Origin of the sequence: Sphingomonas sp. DC4900 (genome assembly GCF_049896485.1) — a bacterium.
Lineage (GTDB): Bacteria > Pseudomonadota > Alphaproteobacteria > Sphingomonadales > Sphingomonadaceae > Sphingomonas > Sphingomonas aquatilis.
Genome location: NZ_JAFCUK010000009.1, coordinates 127025 through 146354, shown reverse-complemented (window position 1 = coordinate 146354; position 19330 = coordinate 127025). Strand labels below are relative to the sequence as shown.

At 64.6% G+C, this 19330-nt stretch carries 15 protein-coding genes; 7 read left to right on the top strand and 8 right to left on the bottom strand.

Going from position 1 to position 19330, the window contains the following annotated elements:
- Both ACP690_RS11960 and ACP690_RS11955 read left to right on the top strand, forming a co-directional pair.
- Positions 1-365, top strand: a 365-nt coding sequence (locus ACP690_RS11960; protein WP_426261160.1) for a DUF485 domain-containing protein, incomplete at its 5' end; no start/stop codon positions are given.
- Positions 362-2068 (top strand): cation acetate symporter, encoded by a 1707-nt coding sequence (locus tag ACP690_RS11955; RefSeq protein ID WP_426261161.1) that lies wholly within the window; start codon positions 362-364, stop codon positions 2066-2068. The genes ACP690_RS11960 and ACP690_RS11955, both read left to right, overlap by 4 nt.
- A gap of 135 nt (positions 2069-2203) precedes the next feature.
- On the opposite strand, the gene ACP690_RS11950 is transcribed toward ACP690_RS11955, so the two are convergent.
- The 3 genes from ACP690_RS11950 to ACP690_RS11940 all read right to left on the bottom strand — a co-directional run bounded on the left by ACP690_RS11950 (position 2204) and on the right by ACP690_RS11940 (position 8062).
- Entirely contained in the window at positions 2204-4111 is a 1908-nt protein-coding gene (locus ACP690_RS11950; RefSeq protein ID WP_426261162.1) for a M61 family metallopeptidase, read from the bottom strand.
- Positions 4112-4223: 112 nt separating this feature from the next.
- Complete coding sequence (locus ACP690_RS11945; protein ID WP_426261163.1) at positions 4224-7319, bottom strand: TonB-dependent receptor domain-containing protein; 3096 nt, start codon at positions 7317-7319, stop codon at positions 4224-4226.
- 365 nt (positions 7320-7684) lie between these two features.
- Complete coding sequence (locus ACP690_RS11940; RefSeq protein WP_426261164.1) at positions 7685-8062, bottom strand: hypothetical protein; 378 nt, start codon at positions 8060-8062, stop codon at positions 7685-7687.
- A gap of 130 nt (positions 8063-8192) precedes the next feature.
- Between ACP690_RS11940 and uvrA the strand changes: the two genes are divergently transcribed.
- Together uvrA and ACP690_RS11930 are read left to right on the top strand one after the other, a co-directional pair.
- Complete coding sequence (uvrA, locus tag ACP690_RS11935; protein WP_426261165.1) at positions 8193-11102, top strand: excinuclease ABC subunit UvrA; 2910 nt, start codon at positions 8193-8195, stop codon at positions 11100-11102.
- Positions 11103-11114: 12 nt separating this feature from the next.
- Positions 11115-12827, top strand: coding sequence for an AIPR family protein (locus ACP690_RS11930; protein WP_426261166.1), 1713 nt, complete (start codon positions 11115-11117; stop codon positions 12825-12827).
- 12 nt (positions 12828-12839) lie between these two features.
- Here the strand turns inward: ACP690_RS11930 and ACP690_RS11925 are convergent, their stop codons facing one another.
- Positions 12840-13112 (bottom strand): BrnA antitoxin family protein, encoded by a 273-nt coding sequence (locus ACP690_RS11925; protein ID WP_116462815.1) that lies wholly within the window; start codon positions 13110-13112, stop codon positions 12840-12842.
- Positions 13096-13386, bottom strand: coding sequence for a BrnT family toxin (locus tag ACP690_RS11920; protein ID WP_426261167.1), 291 nt, complete (start codon positions 13384-13386; stop codon positions 13096-13098). Before ACP690_RS11920 ends, ACP690_RS11925 begins: the two co-directional genes overlap by 17 nt.
- Before the next feature lie 252 nt (positions 13387-13638).
- Here ACP690_RS11920 and ACP690_RS11915 point away from each other — a divergent pair, with 252 nt between their 5' ends.
- The 3 genes from ACP690_RS11915 to ACP690_RS11905 all read left to right on the top strand — a co-directional run bounded on the left by ACP690_RS11915 (position 13639) and on the right by ACP690_RS11905 (position 16331).
- Positions 13639-14427 carry a class II aldolase/adducin family protein gene (locus ACP690_RS11915; RefSeq protein ID WP_426256535.1) on the top strand — a complete coding sequence of 263 codons (789 nt, stop codon included), beginning with the start codon at positions 13639-13641 and terminating at the stop codon, positions 14425-14427.
- A 119-nt stretch (positions 14428-14546) separates the two neighbouring features.
- Complete coding sequence (locus ACP690_RS11910; RefSeq protein ID WP_426261168.1) at positions 14547-15710, top strand: alpha-hydroxy-acid oxidizing protein; 1164 nt, start codon at positions 14547-14549, stop codon at positions 15708-15710.
- A 129-nt stretch (positions 15711-15839) separates the two neighbouring features.
- Positions 15840-16331, top strand: a complete 492-nt coding sequence (locus ACP690_RS11905; protein WP_017977383.1) for a MucR family transcriptional regulator — start codon at positions 15840-15842, stop codon at positions 16329-16331.
- A 115-nt stretch (positions 16332-16446) separates the two neighbouring features.
- On the opposite strand, the gene ACP690_RS11900 is transcribed toward ACP690_RS11905, so the two are convergent.
- The 3 genes from ACP690_RS11900 to flgL form a co-directional block, all read right to left on the bottom strand.
- Complete coding sequence (locus tag ACP690_RS11900; RefSeq protein WP_116462819.1) at positions 16447-17349, bottom strand: flagellar motor protein MotB; 903 nt, start codon at positions 17347-17349, stop codon at positions 16447-16449.
- 6 nt (positions 17350-17355) lie between these two features.
- Complete coding sequence (motA, locus tag ACP690_RS11895; RefSeq protein WP_020486342.1) at positions 17356-18219, bottom strand: flagellar motor stator protein MotA; 864 nt, start codon at positions 18217-18219, stop codon at positions 17356-17358.
- Positions 18220-18422: 203 nt separating this feature from the next.
- A complete protein-coding gene (gene flgL / locus ACP690_RS11890; protein ID WP_017977380.1) occupies positions 18423-19325 on the bottom strand; it encodes a flagellar hook-associated protein FlgL in 903 nt (300 codons plus the stop codon).
- Positions 19326-19330 lie beyond the last annotated feature (5 nt).

Sequence of the window (19330 nt, the reverse complement as noted above, 5' to 3'; positions counted from 1 at the left end):
ATGATAGCGCAACCGATCCGGCCGCAACGCGCTGGGCGGAAACGGGGGACAGGATGACCGACGACCAGGCGCAGCGCATCGCGAGCGATCCCCGCTACCGACACCTCGTCCAGGCGCGTGGCCGCTTCGGCTGGATGCTCGCCACCATCATGTTCGTCGCCTATTTCGGCTTCGTCGCGCTCATCGCCTTCGACAAGCCCTTCCTCGCCCAGCCGATCAGGGCGGGCGGTGTCACCTCGCTCGGTATCCTGATCGGCTTCGCGCTGATCCTGCTCGCGATCCTGCTCACCGGCCTGTACGTCGCGCGCGCCAACCGCGATTACGACGCCGCACTCGCCGCCCTGCGCGCGGACTATGGCGCATGAACCGCCGGATCGCCGCGCTCACCGTCGGCGCGCTCCTCCTCGCCGCCGGTCCCGCCTATGCCGACGCCATCGCCGGCCAGACCCGGCAGCAGCCGACCAACTGGACCGCGATTGCGATGTTCGCGGCCTTCGCGCTGTTCACGCTCGGCATCACCCGCTGGGCGGCGCGGCGCACGCGCACCGCGGCGGATTTCTACACTGCGGGCGGCGGCATCACCGGCTTCCAGAACGGCCTCGCCATCGCCGGCGACTATATGTCCGCCGCCAGTTTCCTCGGCATTTCGGCGCAGATCTTCACCGATGGCTATGACGGCCTCATCTATTCGATCGGCTTCCTCGTCGGCTGGCCGATCATCCTGTTCCTGATGGCCGAACGCCTGCGCAACCTCGGCAAATACACCTTCGCCGACGTCGCCAGCTTCCGCTTCGCGCAAGCTCCGGTGCGCAGCTTTGCGGCGACCAGCACGCTCGTCGTCGTGCTCTTCTACCTCATCGCGCAGATGGTCGGCGCGGGCCAGCTCATCAAATTGCTGTTCGGCCTGCGCTACGAATATGCGGTCGGCATCGTCGGCGTGCTGATGACATTGTACGTCCTGTTCGGCGGCATGACCGCGACCACCTGGGTCCAGATCATCAAGGCGGTGCTGCTGCTGGGGTCGGCCACCTTCATGGCGCTGATGGTCCTCGCGCAATTCGGCTTCAGCCCCGAAGCGCTCTTCGCCCGCGCGGTCGAGGTGAAGACGGGCCTCGCCGCCGCCACCGGCCTGTCGCCCGCAGAGGCTGCCGCCAAGGGCGGATCGATCATGGGACCCGGCAATTTCATCAAGGATCCCGTGTCGGCGATCTCGTTCGGCATGGCCCTGATGTTCGGCACCGCGGGCCTTCCGCACATCCTGATGCGCTTCTTCACCGTCCCCGATGCCAAGGCGGCGCGCACGTCGGTGCTGTGGGCGACGGGGTGGATCGGTTATTTCTACCTGCTCACCTTCATCATCGGTTTCGGCGCGATCGTGCTGGTCGCGACCGACCCAGGCTATCTCGACGGCGACGGCGTGCTGATCGGCGGCACCAACATGGCCGCGATCCATCTGGCGCAGGCGGTCGGCGGCAATCTGTTCTTAGGCTTCATCTCCGCCGTCGCCTTCGCCACCATCCTCGCGGTCGTCGCGGGCCTCACCCTGTCGGGCGCCTCGGCGGTCAGCCACGATCTCTACGCGACCGTCTTCCGCAAGGGACAGGCGGACAGCGCCGCCGAACTCGCCGTCTCGCGGCGTACCGTGCTGGTCCTCGCCGCGGTCGCGATCCTGCTCGGCATCGTGTTCCAGAAGCAGAACGTCGCCTTCATGGTCAGCCTCGCCTTCGCGGTCGCGGCGTCGGGCAATTTCCCGGTGCTGATCCTGTCGCTGCTCTGGCCGGGCGCCACCACGCGCGGCGTCGTCGCAGGCGGCACGCTGGGCCTCATCCTCGCGGTGGGGCTCACCATCCTGTCGCCGGCGGTGTGGGTCACGATACTCGGCCACCCCGCCGCGATCTTCCCCTATTCGTCGCCCGCGATCATCTCGATGCCGATCGCCTTCCTGACGATCTGGCTGGTCTCGATCCTCGACACCAGTCCCCGCGCCGCGATCGACCGCGCGGGCTATGCCGCCCAGCGCGTCCGCGCCGAGACCGGCATCGGCGCGAGCGGGGCGTCGGCGCACTGAGGGGTCACGCGAAGACGCGAAGACGCAAAGAGGTCTCGTGCGCGGCAGCGCACTGTCTCATCCTTCGACACGCGTGGAGAGCCGCTGTCGCGGCAAACACAGCATCGTCGCGTCTTCGCGGCTTCGCGTGAACCCTCAATTCCCCAGCCACGCCTTACGGAACGCCAGCTGCGTCGGCGTCACCGCCGCCCCCACCGTCTCGCCGCGCACGACCGTGAACGCCGGATCGACGGCCAGACGCAGCGTCGCCGTCCGCTCGACCCCACGCTGGCGATAGCGGACCGCCACCGCGTCCCCCGGCTTATGCGAGGCGAGCAGCGCCGTCACATCCTCGGCCGAATTGGCCGGCATGCCGCCGACGCTCAGCAGCACATCGCCCTCTTCCAAACCCGCCGCATAGGCCGGCGAAGACGGCGCGGGCGGAGCGGCGATCGCCACGCCGCTTCCACCCTCATCCGCCTTCAGCGCAAACCCCGCCCAGGCCGCGCCGGGCGCACGCGGCTGCATCGCCAGCCCCGCCTGGGCGAGCAGCGGCGCGAAATCGGGCAGCCCGCTCGCATGGACATATCGGTCGAAGAAGCCCTTCGCGAACGCCGGATCGCGCGTCACTTCGGCGAGGCCACGCTCCAGATCGGCGGGCGTATAGGGCTTTTCGGCATCGCCCCGCGTCTCCCACAGATGCCGCATATAGCTGTCGAGCGTCACGCCCGGAAACCGCTGCCGCAGCTGAAGGTCGAGCGCCAGTGCCACGATGGCGCCGTACGGGTAATAGGAAATGAAGATGTTGGGGTTGGTCCGGTCGATCGATTTCGCCGCATCGACGAAGGGCGCGCGCAGGCTCATTTCCTCCGGCCCGCCGTACCGCCGCCCGCTGCCGTTGACGACGCCGTTCAGCGTGCCGCCCAGCCCCTTAAGGAAATCGTCCACACTGCTCTCGCCCGCGCGGCGGATCAGCAGCGGCCCGTAATATTGCGTGAAGCCCTCCGCGAACCACAGGCTCGGCGTCGGATTGGCGCGCGTGAAGTCGAACGGCTCCAGCTCGGCCGGGCGCAGCCGCTCGACGTTCCAGCTGTGGACGAACTCGTGGCTCAGCGTATTGAGCTGCGCGTAATTCGCCTCGGCCAGCCCCCGCGGCTGGGTGATGATCGTCGAATTGCGATGCTCCATCCCATCGCCCGCGATCTGCGGTGTATAGTCGGCGATGAAGGTATAGGTGCCGTAATCGTAGCGCGGCGCGCGGCCGAACAGCGCATAATGCTGCGCGATCACCCGCTTCGCCTTGGCGGCATAGGTGTCGACCTCCGCCTCCGTCCCCATGTGATGCACCGCCAGCCGGATCAGATACGTCTTGCCGGTCGCGTCGGTCATCGGCCACTGGCGCAGCGAAAAGGGGCTGAGCTCGGTCGGGCTGTCCATGAAATACTGGAAGTTCGGCGCCCAATACGTCCCCTCCGCCTTGCCCGCGGGCAGCTGCGTCGCGACGCGCCACTTGGGGTCAAAGGCGTGGAAGCGCACCCGGATCGGCTTGGCGTCATATCCGGTCGCCCACAGGAAGGTCGCTGGCATGTTGAGATGCGCGTGGGTAGCATCGATCTGCGCGTAGGTTCCGTCGCCCCAGTCGCCAAACAGCGTGTAGGTGACCACCACGGTGCCGTCATGGCCCGCCACCGACCAGCCATACGGATCGGTCCGCGTCAGCGCGAGCGGCCGCCCGCGCCCGTCCTTTGCCGACACCGCATAGACGTTCTTCGCGAATTCATGGATCGCATATCGCCCCGGTGACGAGCGCGCCATCTGCACGCGTAGCGGCCCCGCCGGCACGCCGCGGAACGTCGCGGTCACCTGCGCTTCGTGATGCACCGCATTGGGAAAGGACACGTCATACGCCACCGGCGCGGCCTCGCCCGGATCGCCCGCCTGCTGCATCGCCAGCGCCTGCCCCGCGAGCTGGTCGGCCGTCTGCGCCCCGGTCGCGGCCATGGCGGGCCCTGCCATCGCCAGCGCGCCTGCCCCCAACATCGCTGCCGCCACCATCGCCCGCATACCCAACCCTTCCCTATTCGCCGGCGACGATGCCCGCCCGCGCTTTGCCCGCGCAACAAAAAAGGGGCCCCGCCGCAGCGGAGCCCCCCAAGGTATGTCGTCGGTGCCCCGCTTAGAAGCGGAACGACGCCCCCGCGCGATACTGGCGCCCGATCAGGCCGGCGTAATGCCAGGTGGTCAGGAAGTTCGGCGCGCTCGAATAGGCGGCCGGTGCCACCGGCGCCTTGGCGTCGAACACGTTCTTTACGTTCAGGAAGAAGGTGAACTTGTCGTTGACCTTCACCGTGCCGTTCAGATCGACGTTGATGAACGGGCTGACGTAGCAGAACGCCTGGTTCTGCGGCGACGAACGCGTGTACAGATTGCCGTTCGCGCAATCGAGCGGCAGGCCCTGGTCTTCCGACACCGCCTTGATGCGGCTGACGTAGAACGCCGTCGCCGACAGCGAGTAATCGCCGAAGTCCAGCGTGTTCTGCCAGTTGCCGCGCCACGACGGCGTGCCGTTGCCCGACGACAGATCGTACGGGCCCATCGTGCCGGCATAATGCTGCACACCCGCCGAGGTGACGAGGTTGTACTTGATGACGTGCGTCGCTTCGATGCGGCTGGTGAATTTGATCCCATCGCCCAACGGCACGGTCGCCGTCGCCGAGAAATCAATGCCCGAGGTCAGCGCATAGTTCGCGTTCACATACGGCACGTTGATGATGAGGACACGCGGCAGCGCGTTCGGGAACAGCGGATCGACCGCGTCGGTCGTGTTCACCGAATAGCCCTGGCCGACCCCGGCCACCGCGGTCTGCGCCGCGGCGAGGTTCGCTGAATTGTAATAGGCCGCGACCGCCTTGCCGAAGTCCGGACCGGTGACGATCAGGTTCTTCTTGCGGACGTTATAATAATCGACCGTCAGGCTCAGCCAGCGTACCGGCTGGAAGATCACGCCGCCGGTGAAGCTGCGCGAGATTTCCGGCTGGAGGTTGGGGTTGCCGGCCAGGCCGCGACCCAGATTGTAGTTGAGGTTATAGGGGTTGCCGTTCGCCGAGCACGACGCCGCCGTGCCGGTGCCGCCGTGCTGCAGGATGAAGTTACACGGCGGGGTCGTCGACACGAAGCCCGCATACTGGCTGCGCGGACCCGATTCGGCGAAGGTCGGCGCGCGGAAGCCCTCGGCATAGGTGCCGCGGATCGCCAGTTCCTTGATCGGCGTGAACTTGACGCCGACCTTCGGCGAGAAGTGGCTGAAGCCTTCCGAATAATGGTCGTAGCGGCCCGACACGTTCAGCTCGACCTGGTCGAGGATCGGCGCATCGGCTTCAAAATAGGCGGCCGACACGGTGTGCGACCCGAACGCCGAGGCGGTCGACAGGCCGTAGGTGTCCAGCGCGGCATTCTGGTTGTTGTTCTCCAGCGTCTCGCGACGCACCTGCCCGCCGATGGCGAGCTGGAGCGGACCGCCCGGCAGGTCGGCGAGGCGTGCGGACAGCGACGCATCCAGCGCCGCCTGGGTCGAGAACGACGGCGTCACCTTGTTGGGCGAGATCGCGTTGCGCACCGCCGCGCTGTTCTGCGACGGGTTGACGAAATTGTACGACCCCGTGTTGATCGCCTGGGCGAGGCCCGCGATGTTGATCAGGCCGCGTTGCGTCAGCTGAATCTCGTCGCGTGCGTACACGCCCTCGACACGCCAGTTGTAACGGCCGTCGCCGAAATTGCCGTTCAAGCCTGCGGTGGCGCGGTACACCTCGTTCTTGCGATCGCTGCCGCCGGGGATGTCGCCGAACAGATAATAGATGCGCGCCGCGCCGTTGGTCGGGTCGTTGGCGAACGCTGCCGCATAGGGGTTGTTCGGATTGAGCTGGCGGTTCGCCGCGGTCGCGCAATTGGTGCCCGCCGCGCAGATGTACACCGGCAGGACGATGCCGGGGTTGTTCGACGCGACCGACGGTGCGCCGCCGAACGGCTGCGTGTTGCGGATCGCCGAGGGCGTGCCGTTAATGCTGACATCACTGCGGCTGTAGCTGCCAGTGATATAGCCTTCGACGTTGTCGGCGATGCGAACGCTGACGCGGCCCTGCAGCGAGTAGCGCTCCTGCAGCGGCTGAATCTGGCGATACAGGTCGACCAGGTCGTACTTGCAGCCGGTGCCCTGCGCCGAACCGGTGGTGACGGCGAACGTGTCGCGCGCGCAATTGGCCAAGCCCAACGCGTCGTAGCGCGTGGTCAGCGGGGCGCCGACCTGGCCGGCGAGCGGGTTGTTGAGGTCGGTCTGGCGGACGCGCGTGACATAGGCGGTCGGCACGTTGACGGTCAGCGACTGGTCGGACGCGTTATTGTCCAGTCCGCCGATCGAGGTCAGGTCCTGCGTGTTGTACGGGAAGCCGCGGCTGTGGTTCGAAACACGGCCGTCGCGCTGATATTCGCCGTTCAGGTAGACGTTGAAACCCTGGCGGTCATAATCGCCATAGCCCAGCGTCAGCTGCGCGCGCTGGTGGCTCGCATCGCCGCGTTCGGCGACGCCGCCCTCGACCAGGCCGTCGATGCCGGTGAAGTGCTTCTTGAGGATCACGTTGACCACGCCGCCTATCGCGTCCGCGCCATAGGTCGACGATGCGCCGTCCTTCAGCACTTCGATCCGGTCGACCAGGCTGAACGGGATCGAGTTCAGATCGACATAGGCGTTATGGCCATCGTCGTTCAGCGGGAAATTCGCCGAGCGCAGCCCGTCGATCAGCACCAGCGTCGACGACACGCCGAGGCCGCGCAGCGACACGGCCGAACCGCCGGCCGAGAAGCCCGACTGGAAGCCGGTGCCGATCGAACCCGCGCTGTCCGCCGAGATCGAACGGATCGCGTCCGACGCGGTGGTGATGCCCGCCTTGGCCAGCGTGTCGCTGGTCAGCACGGTGACCGGCGATGGCGTTTCGGTGTCGGTGCGACGGAACAGCGACCCGGTGACGACGATGTCGCTCGCCTTGTCCTGATCGCTCGCGCCCTGCGTCGTGGTCGGATCGGTCTGCTGATCCTTGATCTCGAGCTGCGCAGGCGTCTGCGTCGCGGTCTGCGCGAAGGCCGGCGCGGCCCCCAGCACCAGCGCCAGCGGCGTCGCCGCGGCGAGCAGAGCCGCCTTGCGCGTCACATCGAATCGAGCGGTTTTCGTCACGTATATCCCCTTTGCAACAGCGCCGTTTTCGGTCGCCCCATGCGTCATCGATTTGGAATGTCAGTCTTCTGGACTGCGTGACGCTTGTGTGACTGTCTTGCTCGCGTAAAGCACGTACTACTGACCTATTTCCGCTTTCAGCAACGTTGCGTTGCAAAACAGCCACAGCGAGTGGCGCTATATTGCGCGGAAGGCCCGGTCACCGACCCCAAGTTGCCGCGACCGGCGGAATGCGGAAATGCCACCTTTGCGTCTCCGCCGCGCGGAGCGATGGCGCACACGGGCGCGCGGACTGATCGCTATCGCTCGCGGAGCTACATGGACAGTATCGCGAGTGCAGCCTGGATGTCCCGGCGCCATACAACCGGTCCCTATGTCGGACGGATAGCGAGCGCCCCGCAAACCCCGCCGCGTCAGTCTTTCCGACCAAATAACCGCCCCAGCATCGCTTCCGCCGCCTTGCCCACCGCCTCGGCAATCGCCTGCGGGTCGGGCTGCGTCTGCGTGCCCTGCGGCGGCACCGGCGGGACGGGAGGAACCGGGGGCACGGGCGGCACCGGCGCCTCGGGCGGGCGCGGCGCGTCCGGCTTGGCGGCCCGCTCGGCGCGTCCCTTGGCCAGCGCCGCGGTCGCCGCGGCCGCCGCCATCGTCAGCCCCGCCGCCAGCATCTTGCGCCCCTGCGGGCTGTTCGCCTTCTCCAGCAGCGCCCCGCCCACCTCGCGCACCTCCTTGGGCAGCTTCACGCCCAGCACTTCCTTCGGAAGCTTCGCCTTCTTGTGCTTCTTGCCCATCGCGCAATCTCCTCGTGTGGCACAGACGTAAGACACCGCCGCCTTGCTTTCAATGCGGCTCGAAATCGCGCGCAAGCGTTCCTACCTGCCAGACTAGCATCAGAAACAGAACAGAAGTAGAACCCGCTTCATGCTGACCAAAATTTCCGTCCGCGGCGCGCGCGAGCACAATCTCAAGGACGTCGACGTCGACATCCCCCGCGACACGCTGACGGTCATCACCGGCCTGTCGGGGTCTGGCAAATCGAGCCTCGCCTTCGACACCATCTATGCCGAGGGGCAGCGCCGCTACGTCGAATCGCTGTCGGCCTATGCGCGCCAGTTCCTCGAGCTGATGCAGAAGCCCGACGTCGACCATATCGAGGGCCTGTCGCCCGCCATCTCGATCGAGCAGAAGACGACGTCGCGCAACCCGCGCTCGACCGTCGCGACCGTCACCGAAATCTACGATTACATGCGCCTGCTCTGGGCGCGCGTCGGCATCCCCTATTCGCCCGCCACCGGCGAGCCGATCGCCGCGCAGACGGTCAGCCAGATGGTCGATCGCGTCATGGCGCTGCCCGAGGGCACGCGCCTGTACCTGCTCGCCCCCGTCGTGCGCGGGCGGAAGGGCGAATATCGCAAGGAACTCGCCGAATGGCAGAAGGCGGGCTTCACCCGCGTGCGCATCGACGGCCAGATCCATGAGATCGACGAAGCCCCCGCGCTCGACAAGAAGTACAAGCACGACATCGAGATCGTCGTCGACCGCCTCGTCGTCCGCGCCGACGCCGCCACGCGCCTCGCCGAAAGCTTCGAAACCGCGCTGAAGCTCGCCGACGGCCTCGCCTATATCGACCCGGCCGATCCCGTCGAACCGCACACCCCCAAGTCCGAAGTCCTCGGCGACAACGCGCCCGCCGGCCGCATCGTGTTCAGCGAAAAGTTCGCCTGCCCGATCAGCGGCTTCACCATCGCCGAAATCGAGCCGCGCCTGTTCAGCTTCAACGCGCCCCAAGGCGCCTGCCCCGCGTGCGACGGCCTGGGCGAGAAACTGCTGTTCGACGAAGACCTCGTCGTCCCCAACCACGACCTCAGCATCAAGAAGGGCGCCGTCGTCCCTTGGGCGAAGTCCAACCCGCCCAGCCCCTATTACATGCAGGTCCTCGGCTCGCTCGCGCGCGAATATAAATTTGACCTCGATACGCCGTGGAAGGACCTGCACCCCGAAACGCAGGACGTCATCCTGTTCGGCACCAAGGGCAAGGCGGTCACGCTCACCTTCGTCGACGGCAAGAAGAGCTACGACGTCAAGAAACCGTTCGAGGGCGTGATCGGCAACCTCAACCGCCGCCTGCTCCAGACCGAGAGCGCGTGGATGCGCGAGGAGCTGGGCAAATACCAGTTGTCGCGCCCGTGCGAGGTCTGCCACGGCGCGCGCCTCAAGCCCGAGGCGCTCGCGGTCAAGATCGCCAAGACCGACATCGCCCACGCCACGCACCTCAGCGTGGTCGACGCGCTCGCCTTCTTCACCGATCTGCCCAACCACCTCGGCGACCAGCAGCGCGCGATCGCCGAACGCATCCTGAAGGAGATCGTCGAGCGCCTCGGCTTCCTCAACAACGTCGGCCTCGATTATCTCAACCTCGATCGCACCTCGGGCACGCTGTCGGGCGGCGAGAGCCAGCGCATCCGCCTGGCGTCGCAGATCGGCAGCGGCCTGTCGGGCGTGCTGTACGTCCTCGACGAACCCAGCATCGGCCTGCACCAGCGCGACAACGACATGCTGCTCGCGACGCTCCGCCGCCTGCGCGACCTCGGCAACACCGTGCTGGTGGTCGAGCATGACGAGGATGCAATCCGCACCGCCGATTACGTCATCGACATGGGGCCGGGCGCCGGCGTCCACGGCGGCCAGATCGTAGCGCAGGGCACGCTCAAGCAATTGCTCAAGAGCAAGACCAGCATCACCGCCGATTACCTGAACGGCACGCGCGAAGTCCCCGTCCCCGCGCAGCGCCGCAAGGGCAACGGCAAGAAGCTGACCGTCCACAACGCGCGCGCCAACAACCTCACCGGCGTGACGGCATCGATCCCGCTCGGCACCTTCACCTGCATCACCGGCGTGTCGGGATCGGGCAAGTCGAGCTTCACGATCGACACGCTCTACGCCGCCGCCGCACGCACGCTCAACGGCGCGCGCATCCTGGCGGGCAAGCACGACAAGGTCACCGGACTCCAGCACCTCGACAAGGTCATCGACATCGACCAGTCGCCGATCGGCCGCACGCCGCGGTCGAACCCGGCGACCTACACCGGCAGCTTCACCCAGATCCGCGACTGGTTCGCCGGCCTGCCGGAGGCGCAGGCGCGCGGCTACAAGCCCGGCCGCTTCAGCTTCAACGTCAAGGGCGGCCGCTGCGAGGCGTGCCAGGGCGACGGCGTGCTCAAGATCGAGATGCACTTCCTCCCCGACGTCTACGTCACCTGCGACGTCTGCCACGGCGCCCGCTACAATCGCGAAACGCTGGAGGTGAAGTTCAAGGGCAAGAGCATCGCCGACGTGCTCGACATGACCGTCGAGGATGCCGCGGAGTTCTTCAAGGCCGTGCCCCCGATCCGCGACAAGATGGAGATGCTGGTCGAGGTGGGCCTGGGCTACGTCAAGGTCGGCCAGCAGGCGACCACCCTGTCGGGCGGCGAAGCGCAACGCGTCAAACTCGCCAAGGAACTCTCACGCCGCGCCACCGGCAACACGCTCTACATCCTCGACGAACCGACGACGGGCCTGCACTTCGAAGACGTGCGCAAACTGCTCGAAGTCCTCCACGCGCTGGTCGAGCAGGGCAACACCGTCGTCGTCATCGAACACAATCTCGACGTCATCAAGACGGCGGACTGGATCGTCGATTTGGGGCCGGAAGGCGGCGTGAAGGGCGGCGAGATCGTCGCCACCGGCACGCCGGAGGATGTGGTGAAGGAACCGCGGAGCTTTACGGGGAAGTATTTGGCGCCGTTGTTGAAAACGCGTGCAAATACGTCTGTTAGCGATGTAGGCTGACAGGAATCACATGTGGGGGTGCGGATGCCGTCAACAACAGCAAAGCCAACGCTTCTAGATTGGAGCCAAGTCCGCACTAACGTCCATGCTTTTCAGCGCTCTCTCGCTCTCCAAGAGGAGAGCAAAGCCTTTCAATATTTCGCGTTGTCCAAAATTCTTAAAATCGACGACGACGAAATCCGCAGCGCGATAACGGATGGCGGCGACGACAGGGGCGTTGATGCCCTTTTTATCGACAGCCGGCTGGAAAAACGCGCAATACATATCTTCCAGTTTAAGTACGTTAGCACATTCGAGAAAACAGCAGGCTCTTTTCCATCCAACGAAATCGATAAAATTCTCAGTTTCCTTGATGGATGTTTTAGAAAAGATCCATCACTGGAGTCGACTTGCAATTCTCTATTATGGAGCAAGGTACAGGCCATATGGTCCGCGCTGGATGAGGCTGTTTACTCGATCCATGTCCACCTCTGCAATAACGCATCCCCCTTAATTGCCTCCCATAAGGAGAGGTTTGAAGATTCTTTAAGACCATATCAGCACGCCACCTTACGACAGCATGATCTACTTTGGTTCAGTCGCTTTCTGACGAAGAGCGCTGTATCCGATCGAGAATATACATTATCTCTTGTTGAAGATCAGTACTATGGTCGGACTGATGGATTTGCAAAGGGTCTTATTGGAACTGTAAGAGGAGACGAAATCGTCCGCCTTATAGGCGACCCCGAATTTCCCCAAGAGGTTGATGACTCTTTATTTGAAGATAATATTCGACTTTATTTGGGCGAGGAAAATGATGTCAACAGAAAGATTTTTGCGACAGCGGTAAGTCGGGAAAATACGCAATTTTGGTATTTGAATAACGGCATCACGATTGTATGTGACAAGATGGACTACCAGCCTCGTGCGGCAAGTCCTAAGGTTCGTATGCTGAACCCACAAATTGTAAATGGCGGGCAGACGTCACACGCGCTATTTGAGGCCGCGCGGAGCGATATCAATAGAATATATGACGTCAAGCTTCTCATACGCGTGATCGAGACGGGCGACAGGCACTTTACCAATAGCGTCGCAGAGGCAACAAATAGCCAGACGCCGATTAGAAGCCGTGACATTCGATCTAACGACTCTATCCAACTTAAACTGGAAAATGCGCTCAACGGATACGGCTATTACTATGAACGCAAGAATGACCAGCATATTGATCAGGCGGCCGATAAACGGATCGACGCCGTAAAATTAGGTCAGGTTATTCTCGCGTATGTGCTGCGTGAGCCAGATCGAGCAAAAACGTCCTCAAATCGGATATTTGGGGAATACTACTACTGGGTATTTGATGAATCAATTCTGTCCGCTGAGAACGTCGTTGTTGTGTGGCGTCTGTATAAGATGGTTGATGAGGATAGGCGGCGAGCACTATCAGCCATGAACTCGCGCCTGAAGAAGACGTACGATGAAAGCTGGGTAATTGAAGGCGTCTTTCACCTCCTTTATATGCTCAGCCTAAGATGCGAAACAGATGGGACCAGTATCTTCGATTACGACGCTGTCGCAGCGCATTATGAGGGCGTCAAGGAGCAAGTGGATGAATTCATGAATCAGAACAGAGGCATGGCGGCCTATCGCGTCTTCAGAAGCGCGATGACTAAGCAGCTTCTAGCGAGATTCGCTAGAGCAAAACAGCTTTCTCTCGACTTGCCAGAGCCAGAGCAAAAAGGTCGTTGACTGATAGAAAACCTAAAGCCCCGCCGCCTTGCGCAGCGCCGCGTTCATCCGCCCCTGCCAGCCCGGCCCGTCCGCGCGGAACCGCTCGATCACATCGGGGTCCAGCCGCAGCGTCACCTGGCGCTTGGCCTGCTCGCGCAACGGTGGACGGCCACGTACGACACCATCGGGTCCGAGATAGCCGCTCGCCGGGCGAACCACCCTGCCGCCGACGCGAACCTCAGCGATCGCCGCCATGTCCTCCGTCAATTCGGGGGCGTCATCGGGGTCAATCCAATCCGACATATCTGATCTCCCATCGGTGCATCCGTCGCGTCGAGATCACGCGGCATGCGCCGTCGCGCTCCGTCCAGACCACCGCCACCGCGACCTGCTCCATCCAGCCATACGTGATCTGCCGCACCTCACCGTAATCGACACGGTCGTCGATGACGGTCCGGCTTCGCCCCTCGAACACCCGAGCTGCGGCGGCAAAGTCGAGGCCTCGCTCACGCAGGACCTTATCGCGTTTCTTGGGATCGAAGCTGTCTCCACATCCGCCCCCTTTATGTAGCTTCACATACATCCATGTTGGACATTCCACGAGACAAACTGTCCTACACGCCCCCGCCTCGCCTACACCGCGCGACTCGCTTTGCACCGGAGCCCGAGCGCCGCTGATGTCCGATCCCGCCGTCCTGCCGCCCGCGATGCTCGCTCCCGCGAAACACGTGCTTGGGCGTGACTTTTGTGACTTTCCGCGGCCGCACGCCCTGTCCCCTCGCCTCGATCCATGGCATCCTAAGCCCATAGAAAAGAGAGAGGATCATCCATGGCCACCGCTCTACGTCCCGATTCCGTTACGGCGTCACGGCGCGACTCGATCAGCCCGGAGGAATGGGCGCTGCGCGTCGATCTTGCCGCCGCCTATCGCCTGGTCGCGCATTATGGCTGGGACGATCTGATCTTCACGCATCTGTCCGCGCGCGTGCCGGGGCCGGAGCATCACTTCCTCATCAACCCCTACAATTTGATGTTCGAAGAGATCACCGCCTCGTCGCTGGTCAAGATCGACCTCGACGGCAACAAGATCGACGATACGCCCGCGCCGGTGAACCGCGCCGGCTTCGTCATCCATTCGGCGATCCATGCCGCGCGGGAGGATGCCGCCGCGGTGCTCCACCTCCACACGCCGCACGGGCAGGCGGTGTCGGCGATGCGCGAAGGGCTGCTGCCCCATACGCAGACCGCGATGATCGCGGGCCACGACGTCGCCTATCACGACTTCGAAGGCATCGCGACCGAGCTGGACGAGCGCGAGCGGCTGGTCGCGGACCTGGGCACCAAGAGCAGCATGATCCTGCGCAACCACGGCACGCTCGCGGTCGGCGCCAGCGTCGCCCAGGCGTTCGTGCGCATGTACTTCCTCGAACGCGCCTGCGAAGCGCAGATCCTAATGCTCAGCGCGGGGCGGGAAAACCTCAACACCCCCAACCAGGGCGTCGCCGAAAAGGTCGAGGAACAGTCGAGCGGCGCCGGCATGGCGATGCTCGCGCAAGGCCTCGCCTGGCCCGCGCTGCTGCGCAAGCTCGACCGGATCGACCCCAGCTATCGCGACTGAACGCCCCCTTTGTCGTCACCCCGGGCTCGACCCGGGGTCCCGCTTCTTCGGACCGCCCGGCAAAGCGGGACCCCGGATCAAGTCCGGGGTGACGGCTCCCCACAGGAAAGCCGCCAGCCATGCCCCATTACGGCGACTATCAGAACGCCATCTACTTCGCCGGCCTGTCGGGCGTAGTGCCCAAGGTGCCCGTCGACTTCGCCACGCTCGCGGCCCGCGCCACCGCGGCGATGCCGGCATCCGTGCGCGACTATGTCCAGGGCGGCTGCGGCGACGAGTTCACGCAGGATCATAACGCCGCCGCCTTCCGCCACTGGGGTATGGTGCCGCGGATGATGGTCGATTGCGCCACCCGCGACCTGTCGATCGACCTGCTGGGCCTGCACCTGCCCAGCCCGATCTTCATGGCCCCGATCGGCGTCACCGGCCTGATGACCCCCGACGGCCACGGCGACCTCGCCGCCGCCCGTGCCGCCGCCGAGACGCGCGTGCCACTGGTTGCCTCCACCTTGTCCAACGATCCGCTGGAGGACGTGGCGCAGGCGATGGGCGACACCCCCGGCTTCTTCCAGCTCTACACCCCCAAGGACCGCGACCTCGCCGCCAGCCTCGTCTCCCGCGCTGAGGCGGCGGGCTACAAGGGCATCGTGGTGACGCTCGACACCTGGGTGACGGGTTGGCGCCCCCGCGACCTTAACACCGGCAACTTCCCGCAGCTGCGCGGCCATGTGCTGGCGAACTACTTCAGCGACCCCGTCTTCCGCCGCCTGCTGCCGGTCCCGCCCGAGCAGGACCCCGCCGCCGCGGTGCGCAGCTGGGCGGCGACCTTCGGCAAAGTATTGACCTGGGACGACATGCCCTGGCTGCGCTCGCTCACCAAGCTGCCGCTGATCCTGAAGGGCATCTGCCACCCCGACGACGCACGTCGCGCCATCGATACCGGGGCCGACGCCATCTATTGCTCGAACCACGGCGGCCGACAGGCGAACGGCGGCATCGCCGCGATCGACATGCTGCCGGGCGTCGTCGCCGCGGCAGGCGGCACGCCCGTGCTGTTCGATTCCGGCATCCGCTCGGGCAGCGACGTGGTGAAGGCGCTGGCGCTGGGCGCCGCCGCGGTCGGTGTCGGCCGCCCCTATAGCTATGGCCTAGCGCTCGACGGCGCGGCTGGCGCGGCGCACGTCCTGCGCTGTATCTTGGCGGAGGCGGACCTGCTGATGGCGGTCAACGGCTATCCCGATCTCGCCGCCGTGCGGGCCGCAGGCGCGTCACGAACGGCCTGATCTGTCTTGATGACAGTATTTTCATTCCCTTTTCTACATTTGCTTTAATCTATCTATCAATTCGGGTCGCCGCAGGGTTGACGCGCCTTGTCTCATGTCTAGGGCTATTGTCAGTCAAAGGAGCAAACTATGACTGATGAAACGTCCGACCTGAATGCCGTCGAACTGGCAACCGAACTGACGATTGCTTGGCTCGGCAACCCCAACACCCGTATTTCCGCTGATGAGGTTCCGGCCTTCCTCGGCAAGATGCACGACACCGTCTCGGCGCTGCTTGGCACCGGCACCACGGAAACGGAAAGCGCACCGGCGACTGAATATACGCCCGCGGTTTCGGTGCGTAAGTCGCTGGCGTCGAAGGATCACATCATCTCGATGATCGACGGCAAGCCGTACAAGACCTTGCGTCGTCACCTCGCCACCCATGGCATGACGCCGGCCGAATATCGCGAACGTTATGGCCTGAAGCCGGATTACCCGATGGTCGCCGAAACCTATTCGGAAAGCCGCCGCGCGATGGCCAAGAAGATCGGTCTCGGTCGCAAGCCCGGCGCGCGCAAGGGCGACGGCGCCGCTGCTGCCAAGCGCGGTCGCAAGCCGGCGGACGCCGTCGAGGCCTGATCGGCCACGCCCCTCCGCCGCCGCCCCCACGGCGCTGGAGGGGACGAACGCAAGACCCGCGCGGAAGGGAAGCCTTCCGCGCGGGTCTTTCGTATCCGGCAATGACGCAGGCCTATTATTGGCCGAACACACCCTTGCGATAGAGCAGGGTGATCGCGACGCGGCGATTGCGCGGATCGCCGGGGTCGTTGACGACGATCGGCTCGCGATCCGCCACCCCCTCGATCCGTTCGAAGCGCGATTCCGGGATGCCGCCCAGAGCCAGCCGCCGCCGCGTCGATTCCGCGCGGCCGGACGACAGCATCCAGTTGTTCATCGCCCTGGGGTCGCCATAAGGCACGCTGTCGGTATGGCCGCGGATCATGATCGTGTTGGGCGTCCCCGCGATCGTGCCGGCGATCATCCCGATCAGGTCCGACGCCCGCGAATCCAGCGCCGTCGTACCCAGCGCGAACATCGAATAATCGGCATCGTCGACCAGATCGATGCGCAGCCCGTCTTGCGTCGGCACGAAGCGGATATGGCTCGCGAGCTTCGACAGGCTCTTCGAACTCATGATCTGCTTCTCGATCTCCTGCTTGATCGCCTCGAACGCCTTCTGGTCGAGCGCGGTCGCGGTCGGATTGCGCAGCGACCCCTTGTCGCCCGTGCCGCTGCGGTCGCCGCCGGTCTGCATGATCGGCACACCGATCGACGCGATCGGCGCCGCCGCCGCCTTCGGACCCAGCTTGTTGTTGCTGAGGATCGATTCGCCGCCCAGCACGCCGTTGCCGCCCAGGCCCAGCGACTTTTTGTCGATCAGCGTCGGCGCGAAATAGTCGGCGATGCCCTTGCGCTGCTTCTCCGTGGTCGCGCCGAGCAGCCACAGGAGAAGGAAGAACGCCATCATCGCGGTCACGAAGTCGGCATAGGCTACCTTCCACGCACCGCCATGGTGACCACCACCGGCGATGGTGATCTTCTTGACGATGACGATCTTGGGCGGCTGGTTGTTGCCGTGCGGTGCTGCGCGCGCCATCGGATCTTACTTGCCGCGCAAGCCGTCGAACACCTCGGCGAAGCCGGGCTGGTTCTTGTGCGCGATGCCGGAGCGGGCGGCCTCGATCACCAGCGGCTGCGGGTGGCCGTGCAGCGAGGCGATGATGATCTGCTTGACGACGTGATAGATGGCGGCGTCGGCATGGATGATCTGCTTCAGGCGCCCGGCGAGCGGATTGACGATGCCGTAGGCCAGCAACACGCCCATGAACGTACCGACCAGCGCCGATCCGATCATGCCGCCCAGCACCGACGGGGGCTTGTCGATCGAGCCCATCGTCTTCACGATGCCGAGCACCGCGGCGACGATACCGAGCGCGGGCAGCGAATCGGCGAGGCTGGTCAGCGTATGCTCCGGCCCCTCGACCTCGTGGTGGTGCGACTTGATCGCATGGTCCATCACCTCTTCCACCGCATGCACGTCGAGCGTGCCCGACGACACGACGACCAGGCGCAGCGTATCGGCGATCAGATTGACCAGCGTATGATCCGCGAGCAGGCGCGGATATTCGCTGAACACCGACGACGACTTGGGGTCCTCGACATGCGGTTCGAGCGCGATCGGACCATCCATGCGCAGCATCTTCATCAGCTTGCTGACGAGGAAGATGACGTCGAGATAGTCCTGCTTCTTGTATTTGGGCCCCTTGAAAACCTTGGCGAGGCCGCCGCCCATCGCCTTCAATTCGGCGCCGGAGTTACCGATGATCAGCGCGCCCGCTGCGGCGCCGCCGATGATGAGCATCTCGTGCGGGATCGCCTCGAACACGGGGCCAAGGGCACCGCCGGTGATGGCGAAACCGCCGAACACCATGCCGAGTAGAACGACGAGACCGATCGCAGGAAACACTGTGGGAACCCCCGTTTAGCCGGCGATGCCGACTCTTGTGGCTTACCGGGTTAACCGCATTTCCTAGACAAGTGGTTACCATGCCCCGGATTTGGCCGTTCCGGACAAAATCCTGTGGCAACGCCCCGCCGCGCGAACGGCACGCGGCCACGACCGCCGCTCGCGCGGCGACGGGACTTTACGTGCGTCGGCCTTGGCCTACGTTACTTCAGGTAATCGAACAGTGAGAGCTGCGAGAGCTTGGTGAAGCTCGCCTGCGACGCCGACAGTGCGGTCATCATCTGCTGCAACTGGACGATCGCGTCGGTGACGTCGACCTGCTCCAGCTTGCCGCGCAGATCGGCGCGATCGGTGTTCGCCGTGGTCAGCAATTGCTGTTGCAGATCGACGCGCGCCGACCGCGACCCGACCGAGGCCTGCACGTTGGCGACCTGGTCGACGGCCTGGCTCAGCGAATCGAGCGCCGTGCTCATCGACGACGATACGTCGCCGCCGCCGTTCAGCGTCGCCGCCATGCGGCTCAGCATCGCCAGCGTATTGTCGCCATTGCCCAGATCGAAGATCGTCTTGGCGCTCTCGGTCGCCTGGATCGTCTGCCCATCGGCGATCGGCACTTCGGACACGAGCGTGTTGTTCGCCGGGAAGGTGAATGTGCCGTTGCCATTGTCGGTCACCGCCTTGGTGCCGTCGACGGTGCCGAACAGCGGCTGACCGCGCACGTTGCGCGAATTGGCGAGCGTGACCAGCGACTGGACGACCGACGTAATTTCGGTCGCGATACTCTTGCGCGCGGCGTCGGTCTGCGTCCCGGTCGCCGCCTGTGTCGCGAGTTCGGTCGCCCGCGTCAGCTGTGCGGTGATCTGCTTGAGCACACCATCCGCCTGATCGAGCAGCGAGCTCGCCAGCGTCAGATTGGTGCCGTACACCGCCGCATCGGCGTCGCGACGATCGAGTTCGGCGAGCTGCTGCGCGCCGGCGGGGTCGTCGGACGGCTTGATCAGCTTTTTGCCGGTCGCGATCTGCGTCTGCAGTTCCTGCGCCTTGTCGCTCATCTTGGTTAAGCGGCTGGAGGCGTTGCTGTAGAACAGGCTGGTCGAAATCTGCATGGGCA